Here is a 16,135-nt window from a genome sequence, read left to right as displayed (position 1 = left end):
GGTGTGGAGCAGGGGAAAAGGTGGAGATAACTTCAAAGCCTTACCTATTGCTATAGACTTTAGAGAGTAGTACAATTTATTTGTCGGATGAAAATGTATATAGATTTAAAAGATATTATCCTAATGGTAATATAAGAGAAGAGGGAGATTATATTTATGAAGATAATTATAACAATGATATCTCTTGGATAGGAGAGCATAATTTTTATTCAGAAGAAGGAGAGAGGGAAGATGAGTAATTATATAAAATCAAATCAAAAAAATAAAGAGTTCTTAGAAAGTAATGAGGAGAAATTATTAAAGTATATTGATAAAAAAGGAGAGTACTATCTAAATATTTTTAAAGGACCAAAAAATAAAACTAATTTCTGTGCTTTATTTTTAGGCCCATTATGGATGGGATATAGACGAATGTACTTTGAAACTTTTATTGTTGGTTGTTGTGTTGCTTTATTAGGTTTTTTAGCAATGATGTATGAGTTTTTCTCTTTCAAAGTAATCTCTAATTCTACTATTAGAGGTTTGAATTATGCTTTAATGGGACTGATGGGATTTTTTGGTAACTATATCTATTTTTTATCTTTAAAAAGAAGAATAACTAAAGGTGATGAAAAAATAGGAGTTTCAAAAATAGGAATTTTATATGGATTTATTTTAGGTGTTTTAATGCCAATGGCTATAGCAGGAGTAGCTGGAATTATTTTAATGCTTTTATTGGGAGAGTAATGTGAAAAGTTCAAATAAGAAATTAATAGTAGGAATTGGTATAGTCATTTTTATATTTTTGACATCTTTCACATCTAAAATTAAAAGAAGAGAGGGATATAGAGGAGTATATCCCTCTCTTAATTTTAAGATGAGTAGTAATAGCACAGAGGGAACTTTATATATTGTGCTTGGAATGACTTTAAAGCCTTTAGCAATTCCTGTATATATGGTAGATAGAACATCGTCATTTCTGTATGATACAATTCTTTTTCCTATAGATCTATATAGAGATTATAAAGCTAGTAATGGGAAATTCATTGAATATTATGAGGAGGATTTTAGAGTTGAGTGGATTGGAAGAGGAAAAATAAAACCACTCTATACGGATAAAAAAAGATTGGAATATACTTTGAAAAATGGAAAATACGTAGGCGAATATTATGAATATTTTGAAGATGGAAGTATCAAAGAGTTTTCCAACTGGAAAAATGGGAAATTAGATGGAGTGAAAAAAACATATTATTCATCAAAAGAGATTGTAACAGATGAAGTGTGGGAAGATGATCGATTGATATCTTTAATTTATTATGATTCTGATAGGAAAGTATTAGCTAAGATTTCAAATGATGTTTCTTCAAAGATATTTTTAAAAAAAGAGTATGAGCATTTAAAAGATGTTACAATAGTTCAAGTTTTCAAATATGATTCTCCAATTACATTTTTTGTTGATGAAGTTAATAAACTTGGAAATGGTATATGGATAAAAACACAAAATTTTAAAAATGATAGATTAATTTATGAAGTTATGGATACTTATGTTGGTGATAAGAGAACAGGATTTAAGGAGGTAGAGTATTCAGAAGATGGAGCTATTATCTATGAGTGTATTTTAAATGAAGATGAAGAAAGTGAGTTATATAAAAAAATTTATAAATCTGATAATTAAATAAGAAATTAATAGAGATGAGGGGAAAATGGGAGAACTTTTAATAATTACATTTTTTATTATTTTTTTCTATCTATGCTATGTTTATGATAGCTTTTATTTTGAACCGGTGACTAAGGAAAAATTAGAAAGTGTTAAAGAAACTAAGGAGATTTTGTCTAAAAAAGATTTGCTTTTATTGAATGGAATTTACAAAAATATATTTTTATTAAAAAATAAAGGAACTGTGACTATTTTAGAAGGAGAGGTCAAGAAAAAAGATAGAAGTTTTCGTGGGAAATATGGGATTAAGTATAGATACTCTTTTGACTATATCAACGATTGGAAAATAAATATTTTTAATTCTCATTTTATAAATAAGAATGAGTTCTTTTTAAAAGAGAATGAAGTTATAACTTTAAAAGGAGTTATAACTTCAGGAAGTTTTTATGTTATTGAGATAAATGGATTTAATATTTTAGATTATGTTAAAGAGATTAAGAGTTTTCCGACAGAAAAAGATAAAACAGATCCAATTTTTAGTAACCTTATTTTATCTTTTATATTTTTATTGGTTGCATTTTTTAATCCTTTTTCAAAACTAACGATTATATCTACTTTGTGTATTCTGATATGTACTATTATTTTTAATTTAAACGGTCTGCTTTTTTCAAAACTATATAGAATTGGAGAAAAATTATGTAAAGTGGAATATTTTCCAACTTTTTCAATAGATGATGTTATAACAAATGGGAAGTTAACTAGTAGAGTTAGTCGACTTAGGTGTATTGAAATATCGACTCTATTAACGTTAATAGTTTGTTTAGTTTTTTCATTTAAAGCTTTTAAAGTCTATAGTGATGGGCTACATAAAGGTGCTCCAAAAGAGATAGTTATTACGAGAGAGAAAGAGTATAGTTTTTCAGATTTTGAAATAGGGGATAAATTAATTTTGCAAAATATTCAGGTTATGTCAGATGAATCTACAGGAACAATCTATCTTTTAAGAAAGGAAAACTCTACCGAAGGTAATAAGATAGTAACTCGTCTAAAAGAACTTCCAGTATATCCTTTGAGAAATGAAAGCGTTATTCAAATGGCTGACGTTTATAGTTTTTATGAACAAGAGATTGAATTTTTAAAAGAGCGTAGAGAGATTAGAAAAAATGATTTTATGTTTAAGATAGATTTGATACCTGAAAATGTAAGGCGCTACTATACTTTTTCGACTGGAGGTGTCAGTTACGATTTATTAAAAAGAAATTCAAAACAAATTTTAAAGTTTGTAAATGGAATCGAGTTTAGTACAACAGGAGTTATCACAAAGAAAAATAAAATGACTAAAATAATAACGTTAGATGCCTCTAAAAAAGATTTCGGTGAAAAGGAGTTTCAAAATTTAAAAAAGATGTTTAAGTTTTATATTTTAATTGTTCTGTTATATTTATATCTATTTTTTGTGTATCTATATAAATATTGGTTTGTAAAAAATAAATTGGAGATATCTGAAGACATTTAGAAAAATAGAGGGGGCATGGTGTGAATAAATTTTATTATAAGTTTTTAATATCTATGATTTTTTTATTTCAGTTGAATTTATATGGAGACTCTATTCATAAAGACTTAGAATTGGAACTATATAAGGACGAAACAATAAAAATTAATGGAGTTTTGAAATTTCAAAAAAATAAAAATAGGTATGATATTATTTTTGAAATGCCAGAAAAAAATTTGAGTACAGTTTTAGATAGTTTAAATATAACAAAAGAGGTCAAAAGCGTTTTTTTATATGATATTAATAAAGACAATATTAAAGAGATATTTATAATCTATAGTCAAAATAATAAAAACTTTTTAGAAGGGTATTCACTAGGAGATTTATATAGTTTTAAAACACTTAATATTGCTACTTCTCAAAAGTTAAATAAAAGAGTTGAAAATATTCAGAATTTTAATGCAGAATTAGCTAAAAAAGAGTTAGAGCAACTCGTACCTTACTATAAAGTTGTAAATTTTAATGAGTATAATATTTGGGATGTTTCAAAACGAATGGGGAAAGATGAATATAACAGCAAGGCTTACCTTTATCAATATGAACTTCTTCTTGAAGATTATGAGAAGTTTAATCTCCAGAAGTATTTTAAAATATATTCCCTTGATAAATTGAAATTTATAAAAAAGATAGGAAGCAGTGCGGTATTTAGTGATGGAGATTACTATTTTCTTTTTCAGATTCAAAGATTGGGATTGATTACCTTAGAGGAAGTTTTTCAAGGGGAAATCTTAGAGAAAGAGATTGTAAAAAATGGTGAATACTTCAATGAATATGAAAATGGAAGCTATGAGAAAAATAGAAAAATAGGGGTTTGGAACTCCTATGAGTATTTTGAGGAATTAAAGCGTTACCTTCCCATAAAAAAGTATTTTATTAATGAAGTACTGACTCAAAAAGATATTCTCTATAGAAAATCAGAAGAGCTTCATATATTTTCTACAACTACTTATAACTCCAAAAATGAGGTGGTGGAGATAAAATATTTTGAGGAGCATGGTGAGGTGTCACAAATTAAAACTTATAAGGATTCTATTTTAGAGAAAGTTGTAAACTATTCTCACTATAAAAGAGATTATTCGATATATGATAGATTAGTTCATCCAAAAACTGGGTATGAGTATTATAAAGCTAGGGAGTCTTTAACACAATTTAAAAATTTGAATCTTTTAGCTGCCAAATTGGAGAATGAGGAGCTTAATCTATACTCTTTAAAGGATTCGGATGATAAAGAGATTTTTGTAGTATTTCAAAATTACTCTCCTGGAAAAACTTCTCAAGATGGTATTCGTTGGTATGAAGACCCTCTTAAGTATTTTGGGATAAAAGAGATTTTTTATGGAGAGAGAAAGAGTGAAAAAATAAACTCTTATGAAGACATAGTTAAAGATGGATATTTTGAAGAGTTTGATTTAGGATATTTTCCTGGAGCATCATCTATAACAGGATCACCATATAATATAGAAACTGTTGTAAAAACTGGATATTTTAAAAATGGGTTGAAAAATGGGGTTTGGAAAAGCTATGACTCTTCTAGAGGTGATTTAGAGTCATCTTTTAGTTATGTTGATGGTGAGTTACAAGGTCCTTATGAAATATATTTTTCTAATGGAGCGTTGAAGGAGAATGGAGAGTATCAAGATGGAAGAAAAGTTGTTTTGTGGGAAGCTGGCCCACAATATTGGCCGTCGTATTAGCTAAATTAAAATTGTGAATTGAAAACTGAGTGAAATAACACCAGATATAAAGAATGCTAAAGAGCACCCTCAAAAACAAATAGATCAAATAAAAGGAAGTATAAAAGAGTTTAGTTTTAATGATCCAATAGCAGTAGATGAAAATAATGTGATTATAGGAGGTCATGGAAGATCCAACAATTAGAAGTTGAAGATGTAATACAAAGGTTATGCTAACAGATAAAACTGATTTAGTATTTATAGACCAACCTTGGAATGTAAATTATGGAGGAGTAAAAGAGGATAATACTCAAAGATATCAATTAAATAATATAGAAATAAGATGAAAAAACACCTCGGAATGAACTGAGGTGTTTTATATTTTAAATTATTATTCCCACTCGATAGTTGCAGGTGGCTTAGAAGAGATATCATACGTCATTCTGTTGATTCCCTTAACCTCATTTATGATTCTATTAGATACTTTATCTAAGAACTCATATGGTAATCTAGACCAAGTAGCAGTCATAAAGTCGATAGTGTTAGCAGATCTTAAAACAGCAGTGTACTCATAAGTTCTTTCGTCTCCCATAACTCCAACTGATTTAACAGGTAGAAGTACTACGAAAGCTTGGCTTACTTGTCTGTATAAGTCAGCATCTCTTAACTCTTGGATGAAGATATCGTCAGCTTCTCTTAAGATATCAGCTTTCTCTTTATCAACCTCTCCAAGGATTCTGATTCCAAGTCCTGGACCTGGGAATGGATGTCTGTCGATCATGTGGTCAGGAATTCCTAACTCTCTTCCAACAGCTCTAACCTCATCTTTGAATAACTCTCTTAAAGGCTCTAATAGTTGGAACTTCATATCTTCAGGAAGTCCTCCAACGTTGTGGTGAGATTTAATTGTAGCAGATGGACCTTTTACAGATTGAGACTCGATAACGTCAGGGTAGATTGTTCCTTGAGCAAGGAAGTCTACGTCAGTTAACTTAGAAGCCTCATCGTTGAATACTTCAACGAACTCTTTTCCAATTATTTTTCTCTTAGCTTCTGGATCAGCAACACCAGCAAGTTTGCTTAAGAATCTCTCTTCAGCTTCTACACACTTGATGTTCATGTTGAAGTTCTTTCCGTATATCTCCATAACGTTTTTACCTTCGTTCTTTCTAAGAAGTCCAGTATCAACGAAGATACAGATTAATTGATCTCCAATAGCTTTATGTATTAATGCTGCGGCAACAGAAGAGTCAACTCCTCCTGAAAGTCCTAGAAGAACTTTCTTGTCTCCAACAGTCTCTTTTATTGATTTTACAGTTTCTTCAATATAGTTACCCATTGACCAGTTTTTCTCACAGTTAGCAACTCCAAATACGAAGTTTTCTAACATCTTTGTTCCATACTCAGAGTGAGTAACCTCAGCATGGTATTGGATACAGTAGATGTTTTTCTCTACGTTAGCAGTCGCAGCTATACAAGAATCTGTATGAGCGATTTGCTTGAATCCTTCTGGTAATACAGTAACGTGGTCTCCATGACTCATCCAAACTTGGTTTAAGTTAGGAACATCTTTAAATAGAGGACTCTCTAAGTCATCGATAATAAGCTCAGCTTTTCCGAACTCTTGCTTGTCAGCTCTTTCAACTTGTCCACCAAGTAATTGAGATGTTAATTGCATTCCGTAGCAGATTCCTAATACAGGGATTCCTTGCTCATATAATGCCTTGTCGATCGTTGGTGATCCATCTAAATAAACTGAAGCAGGTCCACCAGAAAGGATGATACCTTTTGGTTCTCTAGCTAAAATATCCTCTAATGGTTCAAAATAAGGAACTACTTCTGCGTAAACTCCCATTTCTCTTACTCTTCTTGCTATTAATTGGTTGTATTGAGAACCAAAATCAAGAATAATGATGCTATTTTTCTTCATAAAAACCTCCAAAATATAATAAAAAGGGACAATCTCATACTATAAAAAAATAGAAAATAGACTAATCCCTTAAACTTTTTTCCATAGAAACTAATTTACGGTTAGTTGTAGAGACGCTGCACCATATTTGCAACTTATACGAATATTTGTATTTACTTTTGAAACATTCTAGCATGTAATTGCTAAATATGTCAACTTATAATTAAATATTTTAATCACAAGCATTTAGTCCTATAACCATTACTAAATAAAAAAATAGTATTAGCTATAAAAAAATGTTACAATTATAAAGTTAAATATATTTTGAAAGGATATATAAAAGTATGAAAAAAAAGATAAAAGAGGTTATCGTTGTTGAAGGTAGAGATGATATCTCAGCAGTAAAAGCAGCAGTAGATGCTGAAATTATACAAACAAATGGGTTTGCTATAAGAAAAAAAGGAAATATTGAAAAGCTAAGAGTAGCTTATGAAAATAAAGGAATTATAGTTTTAACTGATCCAGACTTTGTTGGTGAAGAGCTAAGAAAATATATTCTAAAGTTTTTCCCAGCAGCAAAACAAGCGTATATAAGTAGAAAAGAAGGATCTAAAGATGGAGATGTTGGTGTTGAAAATGCAACTCCAGAAGCTATTATAAAAGCTTTAGAAAACGCTAAGTGTGAAGTAGTCCAAGACACAGAAGCAGTTTTCACTATGAATGAATTGATTGACCATAAACTTTCAGGAGCACCTGAATCAAAAGATTTAAGAGCACAACTAGGAACAGAGTTAAGAATAGGATATTCAAATGCAAAACAGATGCTATCTAAACTAAATAGATATGGAATAACTATGGAGCAGTTTTTAGAAGCTATGGATAGAATACAAAAAACCAAGGGTTAATAACCCTTGGTTTTTCTTTTACTTCTACTATCTAAATTAGAAAGAGATTATTTCAGCAGTAGCTTCGTACCACTCACCCTCTTCATCCTCTCCAAACTCGATAAAGAAGTTTACTTGAACATCCTCTAAAGTAAATCCAACACAGTTCTCTTCAGCAACAGTGAAAAATTCAATTTTCTTAAATTTCGTAGCATCTAATTTTTCAGCTAAATCCTCTCTTTGCTCAAAAAGTTCGATGATATCCTCTTTTATAAAGAAATCTCTTTTCTCAAACTCCTCGTTCACTCTATCTATTTTTTTCATTAACTCTTCTGTCATATCTTCCTCCTAAAATTTAAAAATTTTTTTAACTCTCTTTACCATCTTTATCAAAGACAGTACAAATTTAATTTTTTTTATTTCAAAGGGAACTTTTTCCAAAGCCTTTCTCATCTGAAGGTCAATGTCTTTTTCTGTCATACTCATAAAAAATCTTCTCCTTTAAAAACAACTATATCGTAAAGTATACATCAAAAAAAATATATAGTCTATATTTATATTATATTTTATTTTTTTATGAAAAATATGCTATAATATACAAGATTATAAAAAATTAGATACAGTAACACTTAAGGAGGAAAACAAAAAATGAAAAATTGCATATTGATCGGAGTAGCTGGAGGAAGTGGAAGCGGAAAAACAACTATAGCACATAATTTAGCAAAAGCTTTCAAATCAGAAGACGCAGTACTAGTTGAGCAAGATGCTTATTATAGAGAGCTAACGAACTTATCATTAGAAGAAAAGGCAGCTGTAAACTTTGACCATCCAGATTCTATCGAGTTTGATCTTTTAAGAGAGCACTTAACTAAATTAGTAAATGGAGAGGCTATCGATAGACCTATATACGATTTCACAACTCACTCTAGAAAAGAGGGATGTGTAAGATTAGAGCCTTCTAAAATAATAATTGTTGAGGGAATACTTATATTTGCAGTACCAGAAATCAGAGAGTTATTCGATGTAAAAATATTCGTGGATACAGATGCAGATGAGATGATTCTAAGAAGAATTGAAAGAGATATGACAGAGAGAGGAAGAAGTTTCGAATCTGTAAAAAATCAATACTTAAAAACTGTAAAGCCTATGTACTTAGAGTTCTGTGAGCCAAGTAAGAGATACGCGGATGTAATTATCCCAAGAGGTGGAGAAAACAAAGTTGCAATCGGAATGGTGACAAGTAACTTAAAAAGATTCCTTCAAAAAGGAGTGTTAGGATAAGATTATGAAAAATGTTATCTGTATAGAGGGAGTTGTTGGAGCTGGAAAAACAACTTTAGGAGAACTATTAGCGAAAGAATTATCTATTGAGTTTTTTCAAGAACCTTATATAGATAACCCTTTTTTAGATAAATTCTATTACAATAAAGAGAGATACTCATTACTAAGCCAGATGTATTTTTTAAATAAAAGAATAGATATAATAGAGGAAGCCTCTAAATTCAATGGATGTATTATGGATAGAAGTATCTACGGTGATTTTTTATTCGCTAGGATGCATCTGAAAAATGGATTCATGAGTGAGGATGAGTTTAATTTATATGAATCTTTTTGGAAAAAATTAATATCAGCAAGAGAGCATCCATTATTGATAGTTTATTTAGAAACAAGTGTAGATAATGCTATAAGAAAGATAAAAGAGAGAGGTAGAGATTTCGAGATGAACGTTGAGAAAGAATATTGGAACTCTCTGAATGAGGAGTATTCGAACTTCTTCGATAGTTATAGCGAATCAATTGTTTTAAAAATAAATATAGATAATATGGATATAAGAGATAATGAAGAGGACAGAAAGCTATTTTTTGATATGGTTAAGTCTAAATTGAGGGAGCTAAGCCTGTAAACTCTCAAGAATAAGGAATTTGCTTTGTTTTTTAGTATTTTTGTGTTAAAATTTAGAAAACAAAATATTTATGGAAATACACTTTTGAGGAGATTGAATATGATTTTTTTTAAAGGTATAATAACAGGTATAATATTATCTCTTCCATTTGGTCCAGTTGGGATCTATTGTATGGAGAAAGGTATGACCGAGGGAGAGAAAAAAGGGTATGTGTCAGCACTGGGAATGGTTTCTGTAGATGTTATCTATGGAATAATATCATTTCTTTTTATAAGTAGAGTTGATGATTATATTATAAAATTTCAAACTCCTTTAAAAGTGCTGATAAGTGTGTTTTTGATATTTGTTGGAAGTAGAAAACTTTTAACTCAACCCGAGATAAAAGAGTCAGAGGATGATAACTACACTTTGGTGCAGGATTATTTCGAGATGTTTTTACTTTCAATATTTAATATATCATCTCTATTAGTTATTGCAGGAATTTACACTTTATTAGGTGTAGTTGACTGTGATGTAAGAGAGATGACAGTATTAGAGTTAGGAACTGGAATTGGAATTGGTGGAGCATCGATGTGGTTTGTTACAATGTTTTTAATTTATCATTTTAAAAAAGGAGTAACACGTGATATTCTAATCAAGATCAGTAAGTTTTCAGGTCTTATAATTCTAATATTTGGTATAGCAACTATTATATTTGCCTTCTACAAATAATAATAGAAATAATATTTCTTAAGGATGGTAATTTATGAACTTAGAGTTTAAAAAAGAGAATGAAAAAAGAGTTATAGCTGTGGCTATGAGTGGTGGTGTTGATTCGTCAACAGTTGCTTATCTTCTAAAAAAGCAAGGTTACACAATTTTTGGTGTGACAATGAAAACTTGTGGAGAAGAGGATAAAGATGCTAAGAGAATATGTGATGATTTAGGAATCGAGCATTACCTTTTAGATGTTACAAAAGAGTTTGGAGAAGAGGTTATAGATTACTTCGTAGATGAGTATAGCTCAGGAAGAACACCTAACCCTTGTATGGTTTGTAACAGAAAGATTAAATTTGGAAAACTGATAGAGTTTGCAAGAGAAAAGGGAGCAGAGGCTTTAGCAACTGGTCACTATGCAAATATAATTGATGGAACTTTAGCAATCGGTGACGATATGAATAAAGACCAGGTTTATTTCCTTTCACAAATTAAAAAAGAGAATCTAGACTATATAATCTTCCCAATCGGAAAAATGGAAAAGCCAGCTGTTAGAGAGCTAGCAAAAGATCTTGGTGTAAGAGTTTACGCTAAAAGAGATTCACAAGAGATCTGTTTCGTTGAAGATGGAAAATTAAAAGAGTTCTTAATGGATAAAACGGATGGAAAAATAGGAAGACCAGGGAAAATAGTAGACCTAAACGGAAAAACTTTAGGGAAACACAATGGATTAGCTTTCTATACAATCGGACAAAGAAAAGGATTAGGAATAGCGTCAGCGAACCCACTTTATGTAGTAGCTTTAGATAAAGAGAACAATACTGTAATAGTTGGAGATAATGATGATTTAATGAGAGATACTCTTATAGCAAATAGCTTAAATCTATTCTTAGTAAAAGAGGTTAAAGAGTTAGATGGAATGGATTGCTTTATAAAAGCTCGTTCAAGAGATAGACTTCATCCTTGTAAAGTTAAAGTAATAGATAACGATACTATTGAAGTTATATTCACAGAGGATAACATTAGAGCAGTAACTCCAGGACAAGGAGCTGTTTTATACACTGAAGATGGAAAAGTTATAGCAAGTTCTTTCATAATAAAATAAAATCGGTAATTAGTTTTAAACCTGTAAGTAGATTAAGTCTTATTACAGGTTTTTTTTATATTTTTTGTAAGAATATGCTTGTTAAATAGCTAAAATTAAGATATACTTATATTGCCAAAGTGTTTATTTTTTAAGAAAGAGAGGTGTTAGTTATGAGTTTTTTCAATAAATTTAATGATACAGATAAAATAAATCTTTTCTTAGGAGACTTCTTGGTTAAACAAGCTGGATATCCAACAAGAAGAGAGTTAGCAAGACTGTTAATGAAAGATATGAAAGAAAGTATAAAAGGTTATATAAGAGATGAAAACTCTTTATTCCAAGTTAGTCAAATCTACTTAGATGGAGTTATTAGCAGTAGAAGTTCATTGTTGAGAAAAATCAAAAATTTGTATGAAACAAACAGAGAAACTTCAGAGTTACTAAATGTTTTTTCTGAAAGTAATAAATTAAATGCTGTTTTTTCAACAGATTACGATATAATTTTAGATGATATAAATTCAAGTAAGGTAGTAAAAATATTACCGACAGATGAAAATATATGTCCAACGACAAATGGAGAGATTAAGCATTACAAGGTTTTAGGTGATGTAAATAGGCATGAAAAAATATTTGTTTCTATTCAAGATTATAGAAAGTTAAATGTTTTAGATTTCTATAAAAAATTCTTTAATAACATGAGAGAGGATATAAAAAATTATCCGACGCTAATTTTAGGATTAGATTTAAATAATGTAGATTTTATTGATATGTTAGAATCGATATTATCTGGAGTAGAGAAAAGAGATATTATTTATGCAGTAAGTAATTCAAACGTTTTAAAAACAAAAACGATTGAAAGATTGAATGACTTAGGAATTAAGTTATTACCTCATAGTGAGGATGAGTTCTTCAAGGAGCTAAAGGATTATCTTTGCTCAGAGGAGCTAGAAGAGTCTGAATTACAAGAGGCATATTTTGGAAAAAAGCTCTTTCGGTAATTTCAGAGGACTCTGAAGCAGTAGCATGTGATGAGATAGTAGAGGTAGAGGTAATTGAAGAGGAGATTGAAGTTTCAGAAGAGATTTCAGAACCTACTTTAGAAACTGTAGAGGAAGTTGTAGAAGAAACTTCGGAAGTTGTAGAGCTGCCTATAGTATCAGTATCAGATGTTATAACAAGAGAGCCAGAGGTGTTAGAGGTTAAAAGTGAAGATTTTAAATTGATAGAGAGTGCTTTAGAGATAAGGTATAGCTCTTTAAAATTGGATAAGTTGCCAATTGAATTTTCAACTATAAAGGATATGAAAAATCAAAATCTAATAAAAACTTTTGGAGTTACCGATTTAAAAATTGACGAGTTACAATTAAAAGATTGTAACAGTAGAATCGTTGAAATAAATAGAAAAAAATATTTAGAACTAAAAAATAGAGAGTTTAAATTAGGTTTAGAGATAGACTTAAAAGAGGATGGATCTTTTAATACAGTTCAGAATAACTATTACTATAAGATATTAAAAAGTAATAATGTAAAAAGATTCCTGTTTAATATAAAACTTTTAAAAGAGATTTTTGTTGGACATTTAATTGAATTAAAAGGAGAGCTATTAACAGGGAAAGTATCTTTTGAAAACAGAATCGAAATTATGAAATTAGATTTGTTAGAAAAAGAGGTTTTAGAATTAGGAGATGCTAAAAAAGAGAGATTACTTCAAGAGGAAAATTCATTATACTCTTTAGCACTTCTGAATACAATAGATAAGACACCAGTGCTACAAAGCTGGATAAACTTCAGATGTGACTTAGATAAGGTTCAATTTATCGAAGGGGACAAGATATCTATACAAAGAGTTCATATTATTAAAGGAAATGACTTTAATATAAAAGAAACGATAGTTACTACTTCTCCTATAGAAGCGAGAGAATTAAACGAGACAGAGGTAGTTGCTTACAGAAAAACTTGTGAAATTTCACTGGAGAAGATACCTAGAAAATAGTAAAGAGGTGTTTATTTTGATGTTGAATGGTAATATAAACAAGGATGAGTTCTTCAAAATATTTTCAATAACTGAGGAGTATTTTGAGTCTACAGGTTTAGATTGGGATGAACTTATGAAGATTTATGCAGATTATCTAAAGCTGGTACCTTATTTAGAGAAAGAAGCCGAGCATATAGTTTCGAAACTAATTGATAGTGTAGGAGTTCACTCGGTGAGAAGAAGGGTAAAAAAAGCAACTCACCTTGTAGAAAAGATTATAAGAAAAGGTCGTAAATATGCTGACCGTGGAATAAATGCTGAGAACTATAAAGAGATTATCACTGACCTTATAGGTATTCGTGTGCTACATCTATTTAAAGATGACTGGCGTGGAATTCATGGAGAGATTACGAAACTTTGGGATACAAAAGAGACTCCTCAAATCAATATTAGAAGAGGAGACTACAATATCCAAGACTTGAAAAATACAATTCAAGATTTAGACTGTGAAATCATAGTGAGAGATCATGGATACAGATCTATTCATTATCTAATTGGTGTTCCAGTTACAAAACAGGATGAAGTTCTTGTAGAGATACAGGTTAGAACAGTGTTTGAAGAGGCTTGGAGTGAGATAGATCATCTGATGAGATATCCATATGATGTAGATAATCCTATTATAACTGAATATCTTGGAATTTTTAACAGACTTGTTGGAAGTGCAGATGAGATGGGAACGTTTATAAAGAAAATAAAAAAAGAGTTTTCTAATGGAAAAGGGTTAGAAGATAACTTTAGAGAGTTGGATTTAAAATTCAAATAGAGAGAAGAGTTTAGACTCTTCTCTTTTTTCTAAAAAAAAGTTGAGGTGAGTTATGTGAAAGAGATATTCATAGCACTAAAAGATTACTTAGTTTTCGTAAATATTATATTCGCAATAATCATTATATTTTTCGAGAGAAAAAGACCTGTATTCACTTTATTTTGGATAACGATATTACTATTAACATCATATTTTGGATTTATAGTCTATCTTTTTTTTGGTGTTAGTTTCAAAAAAAGAAGAGCATTAGCAAAATATTATTTGAAAAGTAATCACGAATATTCTAAGGGGTTAAATAAAAAATCGATGATCAGTATAAAAAAATGGATTGGTTTAAGTAGATACTTAGATGGAGTTCTTTTAGGTAAGATGACACACAACAACAGTTTTATTTTCTATCGTAAAAACGAGTATTTTTTTAATAGTTTGACTTTAGCTATTAAAAATACAAAAAAATATATCTATATGGAGTACTATATATTTGATGATGATGAGGTTGGTGGGCCTATATATGACTTGCTTTTAGAGCGTGCAAAAGATGGAGTTGAGATAAAAATTATTATAGATGGAGCTGGTACAAGAGGAGTTTCTAAAAGTAGAATTGAGACTCTAAGAAAAGCTGGAATTATGATTGAGATATTTTTCCCATCATATTTTCCATTTATAAAAATTGGAAATCTACGAGCAAACTATAGAGATCACAGAAAAATAACTTTGCTAGATAATGAGATTTGTTTTTCTGGAGGATTGAATATAGGAAAAGATTATGTTGGAAAAGGGAGACTTGGAAAGTGGCAAGATATAGGTTTTTCAATTAAAGGTGAGGCTATTATAGATTATCTTCATGAGTTTGAAAGAAGTTGGAAGTTTTTAAAAAAAGATACTACTGATGTTTTTGAAAATCCAGTTTTGAAAAAAAGAGATTATCAACTGACACCTATTCAAGTTGTGAGCTCTGGACCAAACTATGAGTTTCATACTATAAAAGATACAATACTTAACCTTATAATAAAAGCAGAAAGAAGTATACATATAGAAACACCATATTTTATTCCAGATGAACCAATTTTAGAAGCTTTAAAAGGTGCTCTTATATCAGGAATAAAGGTTAAGATTGTTATTCCAAGTGTTGGAGATCATGCTTTTGTATATTGGGCAAATCAATATTTTTATGGAGAACTGATTGAGCTAGGAGCTGAAATTTATAAATATAAAGATGGGTTTATTCATAGTAAACTTATTGTAGTGGATGGAGAGATTGCACTTTTAGGTACAGCAAACTTTGATTATAGAAGTATGTATCAAAATTTTGAAATAAGTTTATTGATTTTAGGTAGTAGTATAATTGAGTTGGAAAACAGAATAAAGTCTGATATATTAGAGTCGAGAAGAGTGACTTTAAAAGAGTATAGAGAAAGAGGAAAAAAAGATAGAGTGCTAGAATCAATATCTAAACTGATAGCACCGATACTGTAAAAGGAGATAGAGATGATAAGAGTAGCTATAATAACACTGAGTGATAAGGGTTCAAGAGGAGAGAGAGTAGATGTAACTGGAGAGAAGTTAAAAGAGATTTTTGAAAATCATTCGAGTTACGAAAATGTTTACTATAATATGTTACCAGATACATATGAGGAGATTGTAGAGGAGCTAAAAAAGTTAGCGGATGAAGATGTTGCAGATTTGATTGTGACAAATGGTGGAACAGGGTTTTCAAAAAGAGATGTAACACCAGAGGCAACTCTTGCTGTTATAGAAAGAGAAGCACCTGGAGTAGCAGAGTATATGAGAGCGAAATCTTTTGAAATAACTGCAAAGGCTATGTTGAGTAGAGCTAGATGTGGAATCAGAAAAGGTAGTTTAATTTTAAATCTTCCTGGAAGTCCAAAAGGTGCAACAGAGAATCTAAATTTTGTTATAGATGCATTGGTTCACGGGATTGAGATACTGAAAGGTAAAGCGATAGAGTGTGCAACACCTATGAAAAAATAGGAGGT

The 16,135-nt window shown here is 30.1% G+C and carries 19 protein-coding genes and 1 riboswitch; of the genes, 16 read left to right on the top strand and 3 right to left on the bottom strand.

Translation table 11 applies throughout. The features are described from left to right. Positions 1–80 precede the first annotated feature (80 nt). The 6 genes from Q0O83_RS01930 (at position 81) to Q0O83_RS01905 (ending at position 5,066) form a co-directional block, all read left to right on the top strand. A complete protein-coding gene (locus Q0O83_RS01930) occupies positions 81–239 on the top strand; it encodes a hypothetical protein (protein WP_294093634.1) in 159 nt (52 codons plus the stop codon). Then, positions 232–726 carry a DUF2628 domain-containing protein gene (locus tag Q0O83_RS01925; protein WP_294093633.1) on the top strand — a complete coding sequence of 165 codons (495 nt, stop codon included), beginning with the start codon at positions 232–234 and terminating at the stop codon, positions 724–726. Before Q0O83_RS01930 ends, Q0O83_RS01925 begins: the two co-directional genes overlap by 8 nt. A 1-nt stretch (position 727) precedes the next feature. Next, positions 728–1,654, top strand: coding sequence for a hypothetical protein (locus Q0O83_RS01920; RefSeq protein WP_294093631.1), 927 nt, complete (start codon positions 728–730; stop codon positions 1,652–1,654). Positions 1,655–1,763: 109 nt separating this feature from the next. After that, positions 1,764–3,152 carry a hypothetical protein gene (locus Q0O83_RS01915; RefSeq protein ID WP_294093627.1) on the top strand — a complete coding sequence of 463 codons (1,389 nt, stop codon included), beginning with the start codon at positions 1,764–1,766 and terminating at the stop codon, positions 3,150–3,152. Between the two features lie 20 nt (positions 3,153–3,172). Continuing rightward, positions 3,173–4,882, top strand: a complete 1,710-nt coding sequence (locus Q0O83_RS01910; protein ID WP_294093625.1) for a hypothetical protein — start codon at positions 3,173–3,175, stop codon at positions 4,880–4,882. 25 nt (positions 4,883–4,907) lie between these two features. Then, positions 4,908–5,066: a ParB N-terminal domain-containing protein gene (locus Q0O83_RS01905; RefSeq protein ID WP_366515946.1), complete on the top strand. Its 159-nt coding sequence runs from the start codon at positions 4,908–4,910 to the stop codon at positions 5,064–5,066. 186 nt (positions 5,067–5,252) lie between these two features. Here Q0O83_RS01905 and guaA read toward each other — a convergent pair whose 3' ends face one another. Beyond that, complete coding sequence (guaA, locus tag Q0O83_RS01900) at positions 5,253–6,803, bottom strand: glutamine-hydrolyzing GMP synthase (RefSeq protein ID WP_366515944.1); 1,551 nt, start codon at positions 6,801–6,803, stop codon at positions 5,253–5,255. Between the two features lie 52 nt (positions 6,804–6,855). After that, positions 6,856–6,953, bottom strand: a riboswitch (purine riboswitch). A gap of 161 nt (positions 6,954–7,114) precedes the next feature. Between guaA and rnmV the strand changes: the two genes are divergently transcribed. After that, positions 7,115–7,675, top strand: coding sequence for a ribonuclease M5 (rnmV, locus tag Q0O83_RS01895; protein ID WP_294093620.1), 561 nt, complete (start codon positions 7,115–7,117; stop codon positions 7,673–7,675). 36 nt (positions 7,676–7,711) lie between these two features. Here the strand turns inward: rnmV and Q0O83_RS01890 are convergent, their stop codons facing one another. Continuing rightward, entirely contained in the window at positions 7,712–7,993 is a 282-nt protein-coding gene (locus Q0O83_RS01890; RefSeq protein WP_294093618.1) for a hypothetical protein, read from the bottom strand. Positions 7,994–8,002: 9 nt separating this feature from the next. Beyond that, positions 8,003–8,140, bottom strand: coding sequence for a hypothetical protein (locus Q0O83_RS01885; RefSeq protein ID WP_294093641.1), 138 nt, complete (start codon positions 8,138–8,140; stop codon positions 8,003–8,005). 162 nt (positions 8,141–8,302) lie between these two features. Here Q0O83_RS01885 and udk point away from each other — a divergent pair, with 162 nt between their 5' ends. The 9 genes from udk to Q0O83_RS01840 all read left to right on the top strand — a co-directional run bounded on the left by udk (position 8,303) and on the right by Q0O83_RS01840 (position 16,130). Beyond that, complete coding sequence (gene udk / locus Q0O83_RS01880; protein WP_294093616.1) at positions 8,303–8,935, top strand: uridine kinase; 633 nt, start codon at positions 8,303–8,305, stop codon at positions 8,933–8,935. Positions 8,936–8,939: 4 nt separating this feature from the next. Continuing rightward, complete coding sequence (locus Q0O83_RS01875; protein WP_294093614.1) at positions 8,940–9,557, top strand: deoxynucleoside kinase; 618 nt, start codon at positions 8,940–8,942, stop codon at positions 9,555–9,557. 99 nt (positions 9,558–9,656) lie between these two features. Beyond that, entirely contained in the window at positions 9,657–10,268 is a 612-nt protein-coding gene (locus Q0O83_RS01870) for a LysE family transporter (RefSeq protein WP_294093612.1), read from the top strand. A 34-nt stretch (positions 10,269–10,302) separates the two neighbouring features. Continuing rightward, positions 10,303–11,358 carry a tRNA 2-thiouridine(34) synthase MnmA gene (gene mnmA / locus Q0O83_RS01865; RefSeq protein ID WP_294093610.1) on the top strand — a complete coding sequence of 352 codons (1,056 nt, stop codon included), beginning with the start codon at positions 10,303–10,305 and terminating at the stop codon, positions 11,356–11,358. Positions 11,359–11,510: 152 nt separating this feature from the next. After that, the gene (locus Q0O83_RS01860; protein ID WP_294093608.1) at positions 11,511–12,338 is read left to right on the top strand and encodes an SIR2 family protein; all 828 of its coding nucleotides are present in this window, start codon (positions 11,511–11,513) and stop codon (positions 12,336–12,338) included. 191 nt (positions 12,339–12,529) lie between these two features. Then, on the top strand, positions 12,530–13,333 hold the full coding sequence (locus tag Q0O83_RS01855; RefSeq protein WP_294093606.1) for a hypothetical protein: 804 nt from the start codon (positions 12,530–12,532) through the stop codon (positions 13,331–13,333). A 19-nt stretch (positions 13,334–13,352) separates the two neighbouring features. Next, the gene (locus Q0O83_RS01850; protein WP_294093637.1) at positions 13,353–14,138 is read left to right on the top strand and encodes a GTP pyrophosphokinase; all 786 of its coding nucleotides are present in this window, start codon (positions 13,353–13,355) and stop codon (positions 14,136–14,138) included. 54 nt (positions 14,139–14,192) lie between these two features. Next, positions 14,193–15,614 carry a cardiolipin synthase gene (cls, locus tag Q0O83_RS01845; protein ID WP_294093605.1) on the top strand — a complete coding sequence of 474 codons (1,422 nt, stop codon included), beginning with the start codon at positions 14,193–14,195 and terminating at the stop codon, positions 15,612–15,614. Positions 15,615–15,626: 12 nt separating this feature from the next. After that, on the top strand, positions 15,627–16,130 hold the full coding sequence (locus Q0O83_RS01840; RefSeq protein ID WP_294093604.1) for a MogA/MoaB family molybdenum cofactor biosynthesis protein: 504 nt from the start codon (positions 15,627–15,629) through the stop codon (positions 16,128–16,130). Positions 16,131–16,135: the final 5 nt, after the last annotated feature.

Source organism: uncultured Cetobacterium sp. (assembly GCF_945952365.1).
GTDB lineage: Bacteria > Fusobacteriota > Fusobacteriia > Fusobacteriales > Fusobacteriaceae > Cetobacterium_A.
This window is presented reverse-complemented; position numbering and strand designations above follow the sequence as displayed.

Coding starts and splice junctions, on each gene's coding strand:
- Q0O83_RS01925 (WP_294093633.1), top strand. CDS start 232: ATGAGTAATTATATAAAATCAAATCAAAAAAATAAAGAGTTCTTAGAA.
- rnmV (WP_294093620.1), top strand. CDS start 7,115: ATGAAAAAAAAGATAAAAGAGGTTATCGTTGTTGAAGGTAGAGATGAT.
- Q0O83_RS01890 (WP_294093618.1), bottom strand. CDS start 7,993: ATGACAGAAGAGTTAATGAAAAAAATAGATAGAGTGAACGAGGAGTTT.
- Q0O83_RS01885 (WP_294093641.1), bottom strand. CDS start 8,140: ATGAGTATGACAGAAAAAGACATTGACCTTCAGATGAGAAAGGCTTTG.
- udk (WP_294093616.1), top strand. CDS start 8,303: ATGAAAAATTGCATATTGATCGGAGTAGCTGGAGGAAGTGGAAGCGGA.
- Q0O83_RS01875 (WP_294093614.1), top strand. CDS start 8,940: ATGAAAAATGTTATCTGTATAGAGGGAGTTGTTGGAGCTGGAAAAACA.
- Q0O83_RS01870 (WP_294093612.1), top strand. CDS start 9,657: ATGATTTTTTTTAAAGGTATAATAACAGGTATAATATTATCTCTTCCA.
- mnmA (WP_294093610.1), top strand. CDS start 10,303: ATGAACTTAGAGTTTAAAAAAGAGAATGAAAAAAGAGTTATAGCTGTG.
- Q0O83_RS01860 (WP_294093608.1), top strand. CDS start 11,511: ATGAGTTTTTTCAATAAATTTAATGATACAGATAAAATAAATCTTTTC.
- Q0O83_RS01850 (WP_294093637.1), top strand. CDS start 13,353: ATGTTGAATGGTAATATAAACAAGGATGAGTTCTTCAAAATATTTTCA.
- Q0O83_RS01840 (WP_294093604.1), top strand. CDS start 15,627: ATGATAAGAGTAGCTATAATAACACTGAGTGATAAGGGTTCAAGAGGA.